15 protein-coding genes are annotated in these 16,641 nt (G+C 67.1%); 10 read left to right on the forward strand and 5 right to left on the reverse strand.

Features of this window, described 5'->3' with window-relative positions:
* Positions 1–149: 149 nt before the first annotated feature.
* Positions 150–374 carry a YbdD/YjiX family protein gene (locus ACQKDV_RS12140; RefSeq protein ID WP_006383180.1) on the reverse strand — a complete coding sequence of 75 codons (225 nt, stop codon included), beginning with the start codon at positions 372–374 and terminating at the stop codon, positions 150–152.
* Complete coding sequence (locus ACQKDV_RS12145; protein WP_427783985.1) at positions 374–2,455, reverse strand: carbon starvation CstA family protein; 2,082 nt, start codon at positions 2,453–2,455, stop codon at positions 374–376. Before ACQKDV_RS12145 ends, ACQKDV_RS12140 begins: the two co-directional genes overlap by 1 nt.
* A 230-nt stretch (positions 2,456–2,685) precedes the next feature.
* Between ACQKDV_RS12145 and ACQKDV_RS12150 the strand changes: the two genes are divergently transcribed.
* Positions 2,686–3,537 carry a pirin family protein gene (locus tag ACQKDV_RS12150; protein WP_427783986.1) on the forward strand — a complete coding sequence of 284 codons (852 nt, stop codon included), beginning with the start codon at positions 2,686–2,688 and terminating at the stop codon, positions 3,535–3,537.
* A gap of 132 nt (positions 3,538–3,669) precedes the next feature.
* Here ACQKDV_RS12150 and ACQKDV_RS12155 read toward each other — a convergent pair whose 3' ends face one another.
* The 3 genes from ACQKDV_RS12155 to ACQKDV_RS12165 all read right to left on the reverse strand — a co-directional run bounded on the left by ACQKDV_RS12155 (position 3,670) and on the right by ACQKDV_RS12165 (position 7,644).
* Complete coding sequence (locus ACQKDV_RS12155; protein WP_427783987.1) at positions 3,670–4,128, reverse strand: hypothetical protein; 459 nt, start codon at positions 4,126–4,128, stop codon at positions 3,670–3,672.
* Positions 4,129–4,344: 216 nt separating this feature from the next.
* Positions 4,345–5,208, reverse strand: a complete 864-nt coding sequence (locus ACQKDV_RS12160; protein WP_406236432.1) for a pirin family protein — start codon at positions 5,206–5,208, stop codon at positions 4,345–4,347.
* A gap of 372 nt (positions 5,209–5,580) precedes the next feature.
* Complete coding sequence (locus ACQKDV_RS12165) at positions 5,581–7,644, reverse strand: 3-hydroxyacyl-CoA dehydrogenase NAD-binding domain-containing protein (RefSeq protein WP_427783988.1); 2,064 nt, start codon at positions 7,642–7,644, stop codon at positions 5,581–5,583.
* A 235-nt stretch (positions 7,645–7,879) separates the two neighbouring features.
* Between ACQKDV_RS12165 and rpoE the strand changes: the two genes are divergently transcribed.
* The 9 genes from rpoE (at position 7,880) to recO (ending at position 16,527) form a co-directional block, all read left to right on the forward strand.
* Complete coding sequence (rpoE, locus tag ACQKDV_RS12170; protein ID WP_427783989.1) at positions 7,880–8,500, forward strand: RNA polymerase sigma factor RpoE; 621 nt, start codon at positions 7,880–7,882, stop codon at positions 8,498–8,500.
* A complete protein-coding gene (locus tag ACQKDV_RS12175) occupies positions 8,497–9,369 on the forward strand; it encodes an RseA family anti-sigma factor (protein ID WP_427783990.1) in 873 nt (290 codons plus the stop codon). The genes rpoE and ACQKDV_RS12175 overlap by 4 nt, the downstream gene beginning before the upstream one ends.
* Positions 9,370–9,444: 75 nt before the next feature.
* Positions 9,445–10,980 carry a DegQ family serine endoprotease gene (locus ACQKDV_RS12180; protein ID WP_427783991.1) on the forward strand — a complete coding sequence of 512 codons (1,536 nt, stop codon included), beginning with the start codon at positions 9,445–9,447 and terminating at the stop codon, positions 10,978–10,980.
* A gap of 185 nt (positions 10,981–11,165) precedes the next feature.
* Entirely contained in the window at positions 11,166–12,959 is a 1,794-nt protein-coding gene (gene lepA / locus ACQKDV_RS12185) for a translation elongation factor 4 (RefSeq protein ID WP_427783992.1), read from the forward strand.
* Positions 12,960–13,014: 55 nt separating this feature from the next.
* Positions 13,015–13,809, forward strand: coding sequence for a signal peptidase I (gene lepB / locus ACQKDV_RS12190; protein ID WP_427783993.1), 795 nt, complete (start codon positions 13,015–13,017; stop codon positions 13,807–13,809).
* A 33-nt stretch (positions 13,810–13,842) separates the two neighbouring features.
* Positions 13,843–14,226, forward strand: coding sequence for a DUF4845 domain-containing protein (locus tag ACQKDV_RS12195; protein WP_324808261.1), 384 nt, complete (start codon positions 13,843–13,845; stop codon positions 14,224–14,226).
* Positions 14,216–14,896 carry a ribonuclease III gene (gene rnc / locus ACQKDV_RS12200; protein WP_427783994.1) on the forward strand — a complete coding sequence of 227 codons (681 nt, stop codon included), beginning with the start codon at positions 14,216–14,218 and terminating at the stop codon, positions 14,894–14,896. Before ACQKDV_RS12195 ends, rnc begins: the two co-directional genes overlap by 11 nt.
* Positions 14,893–15,789 carry a GTPase Era gene (gene era, locus ACQKDV_RS12205; RefSeq protein ID WP_427783995.1) on the forward strand — a complete coding sequence of 299 codons (897 nt, stop codon included), beginning with the start codon at positions 14,893–14,895 and terminating at the stop codon, positions 15,787–15,789. Before rnc ends, era begins: the two co-directional genes overlap by 4 nt.
* A gap of 18 nt (positions 15,790–15,807) precedes the next feature.
* Positions 15,808–16,527, forward strand: coding sequence for a DNA repair protein RecO (gene recO / locus ACQKDV_RS12210; RefSeq protein ID WP_427783996.1), 720 nt, complete (start codon positions 15,808–15,810; stop codon positions 16,525–16,527).
* Positions 16,528–16,641: the final 114 nt, after the last annotated feature.

Raw genomic sequence — 16,641 nt, forward strand, 5'->3', positions numbered from 1 at the left:
GTGTCGGATTGCGGCGTCCCCGCAATCCGACACCGCCCCGCCAGACAAACAGAAACCCAGAGCCGACGCTCCTGCAGTTGTAGTTGCAGTTGCTCCGGCTCCGGCCTCTGTGGGCGCCGGGCTGCAGGCCCGGCACCCACCCCGGAAGCTCAACAGCAGCGACCGCCGTTGCGACCGCCGTACCGCGCTTCCTGTCGCTCGCGGAAGAACGTCTTGTAATCCATCGGTTGCTGGTCCGGATGCTTCTCCAGCATGTGCCGGACGTAGTTGTCGTAGTCCGGAATCCCACAGCACAGCCGTGCGGTCTGCACCAGACGCCGCCAGATGCGGCGGTGCGCCTGGTACTGGCCGACGGGAACCAGTTGCGTGCTCATTACAGATCCACCATTTCGTGTGGCTTCAACGCCACGTACGGGGTCTCGCGGTCAGTTCGCTGCGGGTTGCGGCGCGCCGCCAGGATGGTCTTGAGGGAATACGCCAGCACTGCAGCGACCACCAGCAGGAACAGGGCGGTCAGGCCGGTGTTGACGTAGGCATTGACCACGATCTGCTGCATCTGCGCCACCGACTTGGCCGGCGCGGTGATGGTGTCGCTGGCGATGGCCGCCTGGAACTTGTGTGCCTGCGCCAGGAAGCCCTGTGCCGGGTTGCTGTCGAAGATCTTGATGAAGCCGGCGTAGGTGGTGCAGATCAGCAGCCACACGGCCGGAACCGCGGTCACCCACGCATAGCGGTCACGCTTCATCTTGAACAGCACCACCGTGCCCAGCATCAGCGCGATGCCGGCCAGCATCTGGTTGGAGATGCCGAACAGCGGCCACAGCGTCTGGATGCCGCCGAACGGATCGACCACGCCGGTGTACAGCAGGTAGCCCCACAGTGCCACGCAACCAGCGGTGCCGATGATGTTGGCCGTCCACGATTCGGTCTTCTTCAGCGCTGGCACGAAGTTGCCCAGCAGGTCCTGCAGCATGAAGCGACCCGCACGGGTACCGGCATCGACCGCGGTCAGGATGAACAGTGCTTCGAACAGGATGGCGAAGTGGTACCAGAACGCCATCATCGCGTCGCTGCTGCTCGGGATCGCTTCGTGCAGGATCTGCGCGATACCCACCGCCAGCGTCGGTGCGCCACCGGCACGGTGCAGGATGGTCGGTTCACCGATGGCCGCTGCTGTGGCAGTCAGCTGTTCGGGGCTGATGGTGAAGCCCCAGGTGTTGGTGATGAAGTGCGCCGCCGACGCCGCGTCGGCACCGATCACCGCCGCCGGGCTGTTCATCGCGAAGTAGATGCCCGGATCGATGATCGAGGCCGCCACCAGCGCCATCACCGCCACGAACGATTCCATCAGCATGCCGCCGTAGCCGATGTAGCGCATGTGCGCTTCATTGGCCAGCAGCTTGGGCGTGGTGCCCGAGGAAATCAGCGCATGGAAGCCGGACACCGCGCCGCAGGCGATGGTGATGAACAGGAACGGGAACATCCCGCCCTTCCACACCGGGCCATCGCCGCTGGCGGCGAACTGGGTCAGCGCCGGCATCTTCAGTTCCGGCATCACCACCAGGATGCCGATGGCCAGGGCGATGATCGTGCCGATCTTCAGGAAGGTGGACAGGTAGTCGCGCGGGGCCAGCAGCAGCCACACCGGCAGCACCGAGGCGACGAAGCCGTAACCGATCAGCATCCAGGTGATCTGGGTGCCGGTGAAGGTGAAGGCCGGGCCCCAGGTCGGGTCGGCCGCCACCTTGCCGCCGAACCAGATCGCAGCCAGCAGCAGGATCAGCCCGACCACCGAGATCTCGCCGATCTTTCCGGGGCGGATGTAGCGCATGTAGACACCCATCAGGATCGCGATGGGCATCGTCGCGATCACCGTGAACATGCCCCACGGACTTTCTGCCAGTGCCTTGACCACCACCATCGCCAGCACGGCCAGGATGATGATCATGATGAGGAAGGCGCCGAACAGGGCGATGGTGCCGGGCACCTGGCCCATCTCCTCACGCACCAGGTCACCCAGTGAACGGCCATTGCGGCGGCTGGACAGGAACAGGACCATGAAGTCCTGCACCGCGCCGGCCAGCACCACGCCGACCACCAGCCACAGCAGGCCGGGCAGGTAGCCCATCTGCGCGGCCAGCACCGGGCCGACCAGCGGGCCGGCGCCGGCGATGGCGGCGAAGTGGTGGCCAAACAGCACGTGCTTGTTGGTCGGGACGTAGTCCAGGCCATCGTTGTTGATCACCGCCGGGGTCGCCCGGGTCGGGTCGAGCTGCATCACCTTGTTGGCGATGAACAGGCTGTAGAAGCGGTAGGCCACCAGGTACAGCGACACCGCTGCGACCACGATCCACAGGGCGTTGATGTGTTCACCGCGGCGCAGGGCGACGGTGCCCAGGCAGAACGCGCCCAGCAGGGCGAGGGCCGCCCAGCCTATTTTGGAAAACCCTTTCATGAGGTGCTCTCTCCCGGAAAGATGTTCAAAGGGTCCCGCGTGACCTGTGCACGGTCAATGTGTGTGGGACTTTTCTGCGGTAGTACTTTGGTCGAACAACGCAGGTGCCGCCGCGCGGCGGACATGACGCCCCGCGAACACCAGTCATGGAACAATCGGTTGCGGTGCCGCCCATTGGCGTTGCGACGTGCGGCATCCATCTTCAGGGCATCCATCCAACAGGAGTCGCCATGAGCTTTCCCGAACCGGTCCGCGTGCAGCGCACCATCCGTGGCATGCCCACCTCCGACGGTGCCGGCGTGCGCCTGACCCGCGTCATCGGCGGCCCGACGCTGCCTGACCTGGACCCCTTCCTGCTGCTGGATGAATTCGGTACCGACCGCGCCGAGGACTACATCGCCGGCTTCCCGGAGCATCCTCACCGTGGCTTCGAGACTGTCACCTACATGCTCGACGGACGCATGCGCCATCGCGACAACCACGGCAACGAAGGCCTGCTGACCCCGGGCAGCGTGCAGTGGATGACCGCTGGCCGCGGCCTGGTCCATTCGGAAATGCCGGAGCAGGAAAGCGGGCAGATGCGCGGTTTCCAGCTGTGGGTCAACCTGCCGGCGCGCGACAAGATGACCGACCCCAAGTACCAGGAATTCGCGCCCGAGCGCATTCCGGTGGTGCAGCCGGCGGCGGGCGTGGAGGTGAAGGTGATCGCCGGTACCGTCGATGGCACGGCCGGCCCGATCACGCAGCCGGCCACCGATCCGCTGTACCTGGACATCCGCCTGGAAGCGGACCGCGCCTGGACCTACACGCTGCCCCCAGGGCACAACGCGTTTGCCTACGTGTTCGAGGGCGGGGTGACGGTAGGCGAGCAGGACGCCGCGCGGGACGTGGCGCGCCAGGAACTGGCGGTGCTGGGCGGTGGCGAGCAGCTGCACCTCTCGGCTGGCCGCGAAGGCGCGCGCCTGATCCTGGTGGCGGGCCGCCCGCTGCGCGAGCCGGTCATGCGCCATGGCCCGTTCGTGATGAACACCCGGCAGGAACTGATGCAGGCCTTCGTCGATTTCCAGGAAGGCCGGTTCTGAGGGGTAGCGCCGGGCCATGCCCGGCGGCTGTCTCATCCCGGCGCGGATACGCCCGGTCGCCGGGCACGGCCCGGCGCAACCGTTCAATGTTGACATGCGGGGATGCTGCCAGGCAGTCATCCCCATGTTCACTCAGCGTCCGTCGGCCACGGCCGAGGGGGTCAGGTTCATGCCCTGCGCCAACTGCTGCAGGCTGCCCAGCTCCTGGGTACTGCCGGGGTACAGCGCGATCTGCGCGTAACGCCCCTTGTCCAGCTTGACCACGGTGATGCGCCGTTCGGCATAGCCCGGTGGCTCCTGACCGCCCAGGTCAGGCTGGTACCAGTACATCGATTCACCGCCGAAGCTGCCTTTTTCCTGGCGCAGCGAACGGGTCAGCGGGATGCCCGGGTCGCGCTGGCTGAGCATCAGGCTCAGCACCTCGCGGCCATCTTCGGTAGCGGCGCGGCACACCACGAAACCCGACTGTGACTGCTCCTGCCACTGCAGGCCGCTGTTGGCCGGCAGCGATGGGCACTGGACCGGAGCCTGCGCGGCGGCCTGGGTGGCCACCAGCAGCAGGCTCGACAACACAACAGGCGCGAACTTCATGCATCCCCCCAAGGTGGCGTGTCGTAGGACGCCGCCGGGACTGCCGGCGGCCGTGGCATCCCATCCCCGGATGCCGTGCCGTCCGCAGGTGTACGGACGATCACGCCGACCTTAACGGAACGTGAGCGATCGCACAAATTGCGGTTACAGCCGTAACCATCACAGGGGGTAGAGTCGACCGTTGGTCGACTGCGGTCAACCGCGATGCCATCCGCCTCAGTACTGCGGCAGCGGAATGAATTCCTTGTCGTCGCCCGGAATCGTGCCGAAGCGGCCGGCTTCCCAATCGTGCTTGGCCTGCTCGATGCGCTCCTTCGAACTGGACACGAAGTTCCACCACAGGTGACGCGGGCCATCCAGCGGCTCGCCGCCGAACAGCATCGCCTTCACCGGTGTCTTGGCGCGCAGGCGGCCAATGGCGCCTGCCTCGGGGATGACCAGGTGCTGGGCCGGGATGTCCACGCCATCCAGCTGGGCCTGGCCTTCCAGGATGTACAACGCACGTTCGCGATGGCCGTTGTCGATGTCGATCTCCGCGTCCGGGTCGAGGTCGATGGCCACGTTGAGCGTGTCGGCGAATACCTTCACCGGCGATTCCTCGCCGTAAGCGCGGCCTGCGATTACGCGCAGCCACGCACCGTTGCGGCGCTGCTCGGGCAGGGTGGCGGCGGCGTGGTGGTAGAACGCCGGTTCAATTTCCTCGTGCGACTTCGGCAATGCCACCCAGGTCTGCATGCCATGGATCGGGTTGTCATGGTCGCGGTCCGGCGGCGGCGTACGTTCGGAATGGGCAATGCCGCGGCCGGCGGTCATCCAGTTCACATCACCGGGGCGGATGACCTGGTCGGAGCCCAGCGTATCGCGGTGGCCGATGGCGCCTGACCACAGGTAGGTGACGGTGGCCAGGCCGATATGCGGGTGCGGGCGCACGTCGATGGCGGTGCCGGGGTGCATGATGGCCGGCCCCATCTGGTCGACGAACACGAACGAGCCGATGCTGCGGGCCTGCAGGGTGGGCACGGCGCGACGCACTTCCAGGCCGCCGATATCGTGGACGCGCGGGGCGATGATGGTGGTCATGCGGGCGTTCTCGCTGGCAGGGATCAGGTGGTCAGCATCGCATGCAGCTGTGACGGGGACATGCCCCGTATGGGTAACAGGTTGTTCCAGCCAACGGCGCAGCCCCTCGTGGCTGTGTTGGTTGGTAGAGTCGACTGTTAGTCGACTGGCCCTGCGGTTGGACGGGCGGGTGGGCTGCGCTGGCCGCCTGATCCCCCAACTGTCCAAGTTTAGGGGGTCACTTCAGGGATGGGTTTACGGCGTCCCCGCAACCCGACACCGCCCCGCCCAACAAACAGAAAAGCCAGAGCCGCTTTGGCTCTGGCTTCTGCTCTTGCTCTGGCTGTCGCCGTTGATCCAGCGGGTGCCGGGCCGCAGGCCCGGCCGATCAACTCACACCACCGGTTCACGCAGGGCGGGGTTGTCCCAGCCTGGGCGCGGGGCGAAACGGTCGCCGTGGCGCTGCTGCAGCGCCTTCAGCCGTTCGATGATCGCGTCGGCACCCACCGCACGGATGTGCTGGATCGGACCACCGCGGAACGGCGCAAACCCCGTACCGAAGATCACGCCCGCATCCAGCAGGTCCGCATCGGCCACCACACCTTCGTGCAGGCAGGCCACCGCTTCGTTCAACAGCGGCAGGATCAACCGGTCTTCCAGATCCGCCGGGGCCTGGTAGTCGCGTGCCACGTCCGGCTTCTTCGGTTTGCCGTTTTCCCAGGTGTAGATGCCTTGCCCGTCTTTCTTGCCGCGCTTGGCCGGGTCGACGGACTGCAGCGCCGCCGGAATCTGCAGGCCCAGGAAGGGAGCCAGCTCGCGGCCCACACCTGCGGCCACGTCCAGGCCCACCGTGTCGATCAGCTCGATAGGGCCCATCGGCATGCCGAACTTCACCGCCGCCTTGTCGATCACCGGGCCCGGAATGCCCTCGGCATACGCGGTGGCCGCTTCCAGCATGTATGGGAACAGCACGCGGTTGACCAGGAAGCCCGGGCTGCCGGCCACCGGCACCGGGAACTTGCCCAGCGCCTTGCAGAAGGCGGCCAGGCGGCGCTCGGTCTCCGGCGCCATGCCGTCGTGGTGGATGATCTCCACCAACGGCATCTGCGCCACCGGGTTGAAGTAGTGCAGACCGGCGAACTGGGCCGGGCGCTGGATATGGTCGCGCAGTTCCACCAGCGGAATCGACGAGGTGTTGGTGGTCAGCAGCGCGTCCAGCTTCATCTTCGGTTCCAGCGTCTGGTACAGCGCACGCTTGGCTTCCGGGTTCTCGATGATCGCCTCGATGACCAGGTCGGCCTCGGCCACGCCGTGGCCCTCCAGGTCGGCACGCAGGCGCGCGGCCACCGCCGGGCGCTTGCTCTCGTCGCGCACTTTCTTGGCGAACAGCGCCTGCGCGCGTTCCATGGCCGGGTCGATGAAACGCTGCTCGCGGTCCTGCAGCGTGACCTCGAAGCCCTTGTAGGCCGCCCAGGCGGCGATGTCGCCGCCCATCACGCCAGCGCCCACCACATGCACGTGGCGGATGCCGGAATCACCGCTGCCCAGGCCTTTCAGGCGCTCGGTCAGGAAGAAGATGCGGATCAGGTTGCGTGCGGTCGGGGTGCTGGCCAGCTTGACCACGGCGCGGCGCTCGGCGTCCAGGCGTGCCTGCACCGGCTTGCCGCCGGTGCGCTGCCAGGTGCTGATCAGCGCGTACGGCGCCGGGTACTGGTCCTTTTTCGCCTTGCGCGCGACCTGCTTGACCATCTGCGGGGCCAGCAGCGTGCGCGCCAGCCAGGTGTTGGTGGCCCAGGCGGTCGCGCGCTGCTTGAACGGGCGGGTGGTGCCGGACAGGGCCAGCGCCACGGCGGTATCGAGCACCACCGCCGGTGCCACCACCTTGTCGACCAGGCCGATGCCACGGGCGGCCGAGGCCGACAGGGTGCGCCCGGTCAGCATCATGTCCATCGCTGCCGGGGCGCCCACCAGCTGCGGCAGGCGCGCGCTGCCGCCCCAGCCAGGGAAGATGCCCAGCTGGGTCTCCGGCAGGCCGATGCGGGTGCTGCTGTCATTGGAGGCCACGCGGTAGCGGCAGGCCAGCGCCAGCTCGGTGCCGCCGCCCAGGCAATGGCCGTGGATGGCCGCCACGGTGGGGCAGGGCAGTTCGGCCAGCTTCTGGTAGGTGGACTGGCCGCGGCGGATCGCGTCGTTTACGGTGCCGCGGCGGTCGAACTCCTGGAATTCCTTCAGGTCCGCCCCGGCGATGAAGCCGGCTTTCTTCAGTGACTGGATGACCACGCCCTTGGGCGGGTCCAGGGCAATGCGCTCGAGCAGGTCGCCCAGCTCCAGCAGCACGTCCTGCGACATCGCGTTGACACTGCTGTCCTGACGATCCAGTGACAGCACGACCACGCCGTCATCGCGGATCTCGGGGTGCCAGTGGCTGAAGCGGAGACCATCGAAGCCTGAGAGCATGGACGTTCCATCCGGTTGTGTATGGAGAAGCGGCTATGATCCAGAGGTTGTTTCCCCCGCGTCAAATCCCTATAGCTGGGGAGTGGCGACCCTGGATCCATGGCCCCGGACCGGAACGCTAGCGGAACGGTGGTTAAAAGCTGGTGCGGCGCCAGGTGATCGGCGACTGAACTTTTCCCGGGATTGGCAGTCTCATTGCCCGACGTCGGTTGGGCTGACAGGAGTGCGGCCCCTCATGGCCGATGTTGAAACACCACAGGAGCTGGATCTGGAACTGGTCCGGCGCGTGCAGCGCGGCGAGAGCGCGGCCTTCGATGTCCTGGTACGCAAGTACCAGCACCGGGTCGTCGGTCTGGTCGGTCGCTACATCGCCGACTGGAGCGAATGTCAGGACGTCGCACAGGACACGTTCATCCGCGCCTACCGCGCGATTGGAAGTTTCCGGGGCGATGCCCAGTTCTCCACCTGGTTGCATCGGATCGCCGTGAACACTGCCAAAAATCATCTGGCTTCACACAACCGACGCCCGCCGACCGATGATGTCGACATCGGCGACGCCGAGCAGTTCGATACCGGGACCCGCCTGCGCGACACCGACACGCCAGAACGCGAGTTGATGCGCCAGGAACTGGAACAGACGGTGATGAAGGCCGTCAACGCGCTGCCGGAAGAACTCCGGTCGGCGATCACCCTGCGCGAGGTGGAAGGCCTGAGTTACGAGGATATCGCGCAGAAGATGGGGTGCCCGATCGGCACCGTGCGGTCCCGGATCTTCCGGGCGCGCGAGGCGATCGACACTGAACTCCGGCCGCTGCTGGACATCGGCAGCGCCACCCGCGAGAAGAGCCGCGTATGACCCACAGTCCGTTGAACGAATCGCAGAATCACCAATCCCCCGCCGGGCAGCGCCTGGACCAGCGCCACCGCGAACAGCTGTCGGCCCTGGTCGATGGCGAACTTGGTGCCGATGAGGCGCGTTTCCTGCTGCGCCGCATGGAGCACGACCCGGAACTGTCCGGCTGCCAGGAGCGCTGGCAGCTGCTCGGCGATGTGATGCGTGGCCAGGTCTCGCTGCTGGCGCCGGCCGGCTTCGGCGCGGCCGTGGCTTCCGCCATTGCCGCCGAACCGGTGCCGCAGGCCGAACCGCGCCGGCAGATACGCCGCAGCGGCTGGCGCGCCTGGGGCGGTGGTGCCGCGCTGGCGGCCTCGGTCGCTGCCGTGGCGCTGTTCATGGGGGGCGAAACGCTGAAGGATGCCGGCCCTGCCGAGGCGCCGCCGCAGGTGGTGGCCAGCCAGGCCGAACTGGCGCCTGCACCCGGGCAGAGCCCGGTCACTGAAGCCTCGGCCGACACGGCGGCGATGGCCGTGGCAGCGGCCCCGGCCGTGGCGATGGCGGCCAGCCGCCGCCAGGATGCCCGCCGCGCCAGCGCGACCCGCAGCCAGCAGGCCGCACGCGTGGCCCAGCGTGACGATGCGCCGCCGCGTGCGGTGGCCAGCGCGCAGCCGGTGTTGACCCCGAGCGTGCCGGCCGGCAGCGTCCGTCACCTGCCGTTTGCTGATGTCGGCAGCCTGCAGGCGCGGCCGTGGCCGAAATCCAGCCTGGCCCCGGTCGCCGGGGGGGCCCTCAATGCCAGCTTCCCGGCCTCGTCCGGCGGCGCGGCGTTCTACCCGTTCGAGCCGCGCCTGCAGGAAGAACTGCCTGTGCTGCCGCGCCCGCGCGACTGACGCGTGCGGGCCCATGCCCCGCCCACGGCGGGGCCCTCCTTTCCCTCTCCATCCCGATCCGGAGGTTGCCGTCCGATGACTCCCCGACTTCGCACGCAGGCCATGAGCCTGCTGGCTCTGACCCTGCCGCTGGTGGCATGCGCCCAGCCCGCCGCGCCCGTCGCCGCACCGCAGGCCGCCGCCGCTGCCGCGCCACGTGCGCCGGCACAGCCGCTGGTCAGTGGCCTGCCTGATTTCACCGCCCTGGTCGAACAGGTCGGCCCCGGCGTGGTCAACGTCGATGTCACGATCGTCCGCAACAACCGCCAGGCCTCGCGCGGCCCCATGGGTGGCGACGACGACATGCCTGAATTCTTCCGCCGCTTCTTCGGTCCTGATTTCCCGATGCCGGGACAGGGCCAGGGGGGCCAGGACGGCGGCCCCAGCATCAAGGGCCGTGGCATGGGCTCGGGCTTCATCATCTCTCCCGATGGCTACGTGCTGACCAATTACCACGTGGTGGCCGACGCCAGCGAGGTGAAGGTCAAGCTGGGCGACAGCCGCGAGTTCACCGCCAAGGTGGTCGGCAGCGACCAGCAGTACGACGTGGCCCTGCTGAAGATCGACGGCAAGAACCTGCCGACCGTGCGCGTGGGCGATTCCAACACCCTCAAGCCGGGTCAGTGGGTTGTCGCAATCGGCTCGCCGTTCGGCCTCGATCATTCGGTCACCGCCGGCGTGGTCAGCGCATTGGGGCGCAGCACCGGTGGTCCGGACCAGCGTTACGTGCCCTTCATCCAGACCGACGTGGCGATCAACCAGGGCAATTCCGGTGGCCCGCTGCTGAACACCCGCGGTGAAGTGGTTGGCATCAACTCGCAGATCTACTCCGCTTCCGGCGGCTACATGGGCATCAGTTTCTCGATCCCGATCGATCTGGCGATGAGTGCGGTGGAGCAGATCAAGAAGACAGGCAAGGTCACCCGTGGCCAGCTGGGCGCGGTGGTCGAGCCGATTGATTCGCTGAAGGCCCAGGGCCTGGGCCTGCCGGACAGCCGTGGCGCGCTGGTCAACCAGATCGTGCCCGGCAGCGCTGCGGCCAAGGCGGGCGTGCAGCTGGGCGATGTCATCCGCTCGGTCAACGGCAGCACGGTCAACACCTGGTCCGACCTGCCGCCGCTGATCGGCGCGATGGCGCCGGGCAGCAAGGTTAACCTCGTCGTGTACCGCGACGGCAAGCCGCGTGAGCTCAGCGCCACCCTGACCGCGCTGACCGAGGATGGCCAGAACAGCGCGCGCGGCCCGTCCTCCGCCAACGCCGATGACGCCCCGCAGGCCGGTGCCAACGCCCTGCTGGGCCTGGACGTGACCGAGCTGACCGCGCCGCAGCGCAAGCAGCTGGGCCTGGAGCCGGGCGAGGGCGTGCGGATCACCGGGGTCAATGGCGAGGGTGCCCGTGACGCCGGCCTGGCCCCGGGCATGGTCGTCCTGCGCGTCGGCAACACCCCGGTCGGCAGCGTGCAGGCGCTCAACCGCGCGCTGTCCGGCTACAAGAAGGGCGATGTGGTCCTGCTGCTGGTCCGTGCCAGCAGCGGCAACAGCGCCTTCGTGGCGGTCAAGGCCGGCCCGTAAGGCCTTAACGGCCGCCCCCCCCCCGGCGGCCCTGTCACTGCCCCCGAAGCCCCGCCACGGCGGGGCTTCGGCCATTCCGGGCCCGGCCCGATCAGGCCGCTTTCGCGGCAGGGCCCCGGGCATGCGATAATCGACCGTTACCCTGACGACGCCGCGCGCCGCCGCCACCTATGCCTTCTGATTCGATGCGGAACATCCGCAACTTCTCCATCATTGCCCACGTCGACCACGGCAAGTCCACGCTGGCCGACCGTATCATCCAGCTTTGCGGCGGCCTGCAGGCCCGCGAGATGGAAGCGCAGGTGCTCGACTCCAACCCGATCGAGCGCGAGCGTGGCATCACCATCAAGGCCCAGTCGGTCTCGCTGCCGTACCTGGCCAAGGATGGGCAGACCTACCACCTGAACTTCATCGACACTCCCGGCCACGTCGACTTCTCCTATGAAGTCAGCCGTTCGCTGGCCGCCTGCGAAGGTGCGCTGCTGGTGGTCGATGCCGCCCAGGGCGTGGAAGCGCAGTCGGTGGCCAACTGCTACACCGCCGTCGAGCAGGGCCTGGAAGTGGTGCCGGTGATCAACAAGATCGACCTGCCCACCGCCGACATCGAGCGCGCCAAGGCCGAGATCGAGGCCGTCATCGGCATCGATGCCGCCGATGCCGTGCCGGTCAGCGCCAAGACCGGCCTGAACGTGCAGGACGTGCTGGAAGCCATCGTGCACCGCATTCCGCCGCCGCAGCCGCGCGACACCGATAAGCTGCAGGCGCTGATCATCGACTCCTGGTTCGACAACTACCTGGGCGTGGTCTCGCTGGTGCGCGTCATGCAGGGCCAGATCAAGGCCGGCGACAAGCTGCAGGTCATGTCCACCGGCCGTACCCACCAGGTCGACAACGTCGGCGTGTTCACGCCCAAGCGCAAGGTGCTGCCGGCGCTGCGTGCCGGTGAGGTGGGCTGGGTCACCGCCAGCATCAAGGATGTCCACGGCGCACCGGTGGGTGACACGCTTACCTTGGCCGCCGATCCGGCACCGAAGCCGCTGCCGGGCTTCCAGGAAATGCAGCCGCGCGTGTTCGCCGGCCTTTTCCCGGTCGACGCCGAGGACTATCCCGACCTGCGCGAAGCGCTGGACAAGCTGCGCCTGAACGACGCCGCGCTGCGCTTCGAGCCGGAAAGCTCCGAAGCAATGGGCTTCGGCTTCCGTTGCGGCTTCCTCGGCATGCTGCACATGGAAATCGTGCAGGAACGCCTGGAGCGCGAATACAACCTGGACCTGATCAGTACCGCACCGACGGTGGTGTATGAAGTCCTCAAGACCGACGGCACCATCATCAGCATGGACAACCCGGCCAAGCTGCCACCGGACAACCATGTCGAAGAGATCCGCGAGCCGATCATCCGCGCCAACGTACTCACCCCCGAGGAGTACATCGGCAACATCATCAAGCTGTGCGAGGAAAAGCGCGGCAGCCAGATCGGCATCAACTACCTGGGCAGCCAGGTGCAGATCAGCTACGAGTTGCCGATGGCCGAGGTGGTGCTGGACTTCTTCGACAAGCTGAAGTCGGTCAGCCGAGGCTATGCCTCGCTGGACTACCACTTCGTGCGCTTCGATGCCGGCCCGTTCGTGCGCGTGGACGTGCTGATCAACGGTGACAAGGTCGATGCCCTGTCGCTGATCGTGCACCGCAGCCATGCCGACCGCCGCGGCCGCGAGCTGTGCGAGAAGATGAAGGACCTGATCCCGCGCCAGCAGTTCGACGTGGCCATCCAGGCCGCCGTCGGCTCGCAGATCATCGCCCGCACCACGGTCAAGGCCATGCGCAAGAACGTGCTGGCCAAGTGCTATGGTGGCGACGTCTCGCGCAAGAAGAAGCTTCTGGAAAAGCAGAAGGAAGGCAAGAAGCGCATGAAGCAGGTCGGCCGCGTGGAGATTCCGCAGGAAGCCTTCCTGGCCGTGCTGCAGATGGACAACAAGTAAGCCCGCAGCGGCCCTTTCGGGGCCGTTCGTCCGGTGACGTTGCAAAGGACCCTGAATGAAATTGTTTGAGATCCTCCTGGTCGTACTGACCCTGGCCTCCGGCCTGATCCTGCTGGCCGACAAGCTGTACCTGGCCAAGCGCCGTGCCCAGCGCGCGGGCCTGCTGGATACCGAGCCGGTGCTGGTGGACTACTCACGCGCGTTCTTCCCGGTGCTGGTGGTGGTGCTGATCGTACGCAGCTTCATCGCCGAGCCATACAAGATCCCGTCCAGCTCGATGATGCCGAACCTGCTGATCGGCGATTTCATCCTGGTCAACAAGTTCTCCTACGGCCTGCGCCTGCCCATCACCAACACCAAGTTCGTCCCGTTCGGCGAGCCGGCACGGGGTGACGTGGTGGTGTTCCACTTCCCCGGCCACGGCGACAACGATCCGGCCAAGGGCGAGAACTTCATCAAGCGCGTCATCGGCGTGCCGGGTGACACGGTGGTCTTCGAAGGCGACAGCGTCATCCTCAATGGCGAGCCGCTGAAGTACGACAACAAGGGCATCTACGCCGGCGACAAGGGCCAGGGCGAGGGCGCCAACCTGCTGGTCGAGCACCTGCCGGGCCGCACCCACACCGTGCTGGAGACCGACTACCCGCGCGGCCAGGGCCAGTGGACGGTGCCGGCTGGCAAATACCTGGTGATGGGCGACAATCGCGACAACAGCGATGACGGCCGCTTCTGGGGGCTGCTGCCGGAAGAGAACCTGCGCGGCCGTGCTTTCCTGATCTGGCTCAACTGCCAGGGCTGGTTCTGCAAGGATGGCTTCCAGCCGTCGCGGATCGGCTCGGGCATCAACTGACTTCACATTCCACGCGTATCTGGGGAGAACGCAATGAAGACGATGAACACGCAGCGCGGCATGACCTTGACCTCCTTCCTGGTGGTCCTGATCGTGGTGGGTTTCTTCCTCTACATCGGCATGAAGCTGTTCCCGATGTACCAGGAGTACTACGCCGTGCGCTCGGCAATGAAGAGCCTGGCCAACGAGCCCGGCGTGGGCACCATGGCCCCGGCGCAGATCCAGGATCTGTTCTTCAAGCGCCTGTACATCAACTACTCGGACAACGTGAAGCCGTCCAACGTCAAGTTCAACCGCCGTGACAACGGCTGGACCCTCAACGTCAACTACGAAGTGCGTCGCCCGCTGGTGGGCAACCTCGACGTGGTCGGCAAGTTCGAATCATCCCAGGACCTCGTTCGTAGCGGTGCCCAGTAAATTCATCCAACGTAGTGACCTGATCGGTCACGCTTTCAGCGATCCAGCCCTGCTCAAGCAGGCGCTGACCCATCGCAGTGCCGGCGCGCCGCACAACGAGCGCCTGGAATTCCTCGGCGACAGCATCGTCAACATGATGGTCGCCCAGGCGCTGTACCAGCGCTGGCCCAAGGCCGACGAGGGCGCCATGACCCGCGCCCGCGCCGAACTGGTGCGTGAAGGCGCCCTGGCCGTGATCGCCCGCACGCTGGAGCTGGGCGAGCGGCTGACCTTGGGCGCCGGCGAAATGAAATCCGGCGGCCACCGTCGCGACTCGATCCTGGCCGACGCCCTCGAAGCGGTGGTGGCCGCGATCTACCTGGATGCGGGCTTCGAGACCTGCCGGACGGTGGTGATGCCCTGGTTCGCGGCCTCGATGGAGGCCCTGCCGGCCACCGGCCGGCCGGAGAAGGACCCCAAGACCCGCCTGCAGGAATGGTTGCAGGGCCGACAGAAGGCGTTGCCGCAGTACGAACTGGTGTCAGAATCCGGTGACGACCACGCCAAGCACTTCCGGGTACGCTGCAACGTCGCCGACCCTGCCGCCAGCACCGAGGGTGAAGGCCCCTCGCGCCGGCTTGCCGAACAACAAGCGGCTGCTGCCGTCCTAGAACAACTGGATTCCAAGTGAGCGAACAAACCCCCCATCATTGCGGCAGCGTGGCCGTCATCGGCCGCCCCATCGTGGGCAAGTCGACCCTGACCAATGCCCTGGTCGGCGCCAAGGTCAGCATCGTGTCCAACCGCCCGCAGACCACGCGCCATCGCCTGCTGGGCATCGCTACCTACCCGGAAGGCCAGCTGGTGCTGGTCGACACCCCCGGCCTGCACAAGGTGCAGAAGCGGGCGATGAACCGGGTGATGAACCGCGCCGCGCGTGGCTCGCTGGAAGGCGTCGACGCCGGTCTGCTGGTGATCGAAGCCGGCCGTTGGGACGAAGAGGACAGCCTGGCCTTCAACGTGCTGCGCGACGCCGGCATCCCGGTGGTGCTGGTGGTCAACAAGATCGACCGCCTGAAGGACAAGGGCGCGCTGCTGCCGTTCCTGCAGCAGGTGACCGAAGGCCGTGATTTCTCGGCCGTGCACCCCATTTCCGCGCAGAAGCGCAACGGCCTGGAAGCACTCGTCCGCGACGTGCTGGCCCTGCTGCCCGAAGCCCCGCCGATGTTCGGCGAGGACGAGATCACCGACCGCAGCCAGCGCTTCCTGGCCGGCGAGCTGGTGCGTGAACAGCTGATGCGCCAGTTGGGCGAAGAGTTGCCGTACGCCACCACGGTGGAGATCGAGCGCTTCACCGAAGACGGCAACCTGCTGCGCATCGGTGCGGTCATCTGGGTCGAGCGCGAGGGCCAGAAGGCCATCGTGATCGGCAAGGGCGGCGCCCGCCTGAAGGAGATCGGCGCCAAGTCCCGCCTGCAGATGGAACGTCTGTTCGGCGCCAAGGTGTTCCTGGAAACCTGGGTGCGCGTGCGTGAAGGCTGGTCCGATGACGAGGCCGCACTGAAGGCCTTCGGTTACGAATAAGCCACGGCGGTCGCTTCGATGCTGATCGAGGACGACACCGGGTTCGTGCTGCATGCACGGGCCTACCGCGAGACCAGCCTGCTGGTCGAAGTCCTGAGTGCCCAGCACGGCCGCATCGGCCTGCTGGCGCGCGGGGTGTCCACGGCCAAGGGCCAGGTGCTGCGTGCGGCCCTGCAACCGCTGCAATGGATACGCTTCAGTGCCCTGCAGCGCGGCGAACTGGCCCAGCTGCGCGGTGCCGAGGCCTTGGACGCAGCCCCGCGCCTGGTCGGCCAGGCGATGCTGGCCGGTTTCTACCTGAGTGAACTGACCCTGCGCCTGGCCCCGCGCCAGGACCCGCTGCCGGACCTGTACCTGGCCTATGGCGAGGCGCGTGCGCGGTTGGCCGTGGGCGCTGGGCTGGCCTGGACGCTGCGGCGTTTCGAACGTGAGCTGCTGGCCGCGCTGGGACTGGGGTTCGAGCTGGACACGGCCAGTGACGGCCAGCCGGTGGACCCGGCCGCGCGCTATGAACTGGACCCGCAGGAAGGGCCGCAACGGCTGCTGAGCGAGCGCGGCGGTGAGGGCCGGGCGGCGGCCACGGGCTCGGCGCTGCTGGCCCTGGCGGCCGACGAAGAGCCGGATGCGGCAGAACTCGCCAGCCTGCGCCTGCCGATGCGCCGCGTGCTGGCCCATCACCTGGGGGCCAGGGGCCTGAAATCCTGGGAACTGCTCGAGCAGCTCACGCCCCGGCGGTAGAAGAGGGGGCGGCAGGGCTTGCAGCCCTGCACCCGCTCACGTCAACGTCAAAAGCTGGGTATCCGTGGGTTGGCGGGGTGGGTCCGGTTGAGGGGGACGCTGCAAGTACGTCCA

It is taken from the genome of Stenotrophomonas sp. NPDC077659 (assembly GCF_050268705.1).
In the GTDB taxonomy this organism is placed as follows: Bacteria; Pseudomonadota; Gammaproteobacteria; order Xanthomonadales; family Xanthomonadaceae; genus Stenotrophomonas.

What these genes read in the sequence shown, in the direction of transcription:
- ACQKDV_RS12140 (WP_006383180.1), bottom strand. Translation starts at nt 374, where the DNA reads ATGAGCACGCAACTGGTTCCCGTCGGCCAGTACCAGGCGCACCGCCGC.
- ACQKDV_RS12145 (WP_427783985.1), bottom strand. Translation starts at nt 2,455, where the DNA reads ATGAAAGGGTTTTCCAAAATAGGCTGGGCGGCCCTCGCCCTGCTGGGC.
- ACQKDV_RS12150 (WP_427783986.1), top strand. Translation starts at nt 2,686, where the DNA reads ATGAGCTTTCCCGAACCGGTCCGCGTGCAGCGCACCATCCGTGGCATG.
- ACQKDV_RS12155 (WP_427783987.1), bottom strand. Translation starts at nt 4,128, where the DNA reads ATGAAGTTCGCGCCTGTTGTGTTGTCGAGCCTGCTGCTGGTGGCCACC.
- ACQKDV_RS12160 (WP_406236432.1), bottom strand. Translation starts at nt 5,208, where the DNA reads ATGACCACCATCATCGCCCCGCGCGTCCACGATATCGGCGGCCTGGAA.
- ACQKDV_RS12165 (WP_427783988.1), bottom strand. Translation starts at nt 7,644, where the DNA reads ATGCTCTCAGGCTTCGATGGTCTCCGCTTCAGCCACTGGCACCCCGAG.
- rpoE (WP_427783989.1), top strand. Translation starts at nt 7,880, where the DNA reads ATGGCCGATGTTGAAACACCACAGGAGCTGGATCTGGAACTGGTCCGG.
- ACQKDV_RS12175 (WP_427783990.1), top strand. Translation starts at nt 8,497, where the DNA reads ATGACCCACAGTCCGTTGAACGAATCGCAGAATCACCAATCCCCCGCC.
- ACQKDV_RS12180 (WP_427783991.1), top strand. Translation starts at nt 9,445, where the DNA reads ATGACTCCCCGACTTCGCACGCAGGCCATGAGCCTGCTGGCTCTGACC.
- lepA (WP_427783992.1), top strand. Translation starts at nt 11,166, where the DNA reads ATGCGGAACATCCGCAACTTCTCCATCATTGCCCACGTCGACCACGGC.
- lepB (WP_427783993.1), top strand. Translation starts at nt 13,015, where the DNA reads ATGAAATTGTTTGAGATCCTCCTGGTCGTACTGACCCTGGCCTCCGGC.
- ACQKDV_RS12195 (WP_324808261.1), top strand. Translation starts at nt 13,843, where the DNA reads ATGAAGACGATGAACACGCAGCGCGGCATGACCTTGACCTCCTTCCTG.
- recO (WP_427783996.1), top strand. Translation starts at nt 15,808, where the DNA reads ATGCTGATCGAGGACGACACCGGGTTCGTGCTGCATGCACGGGCCTAC.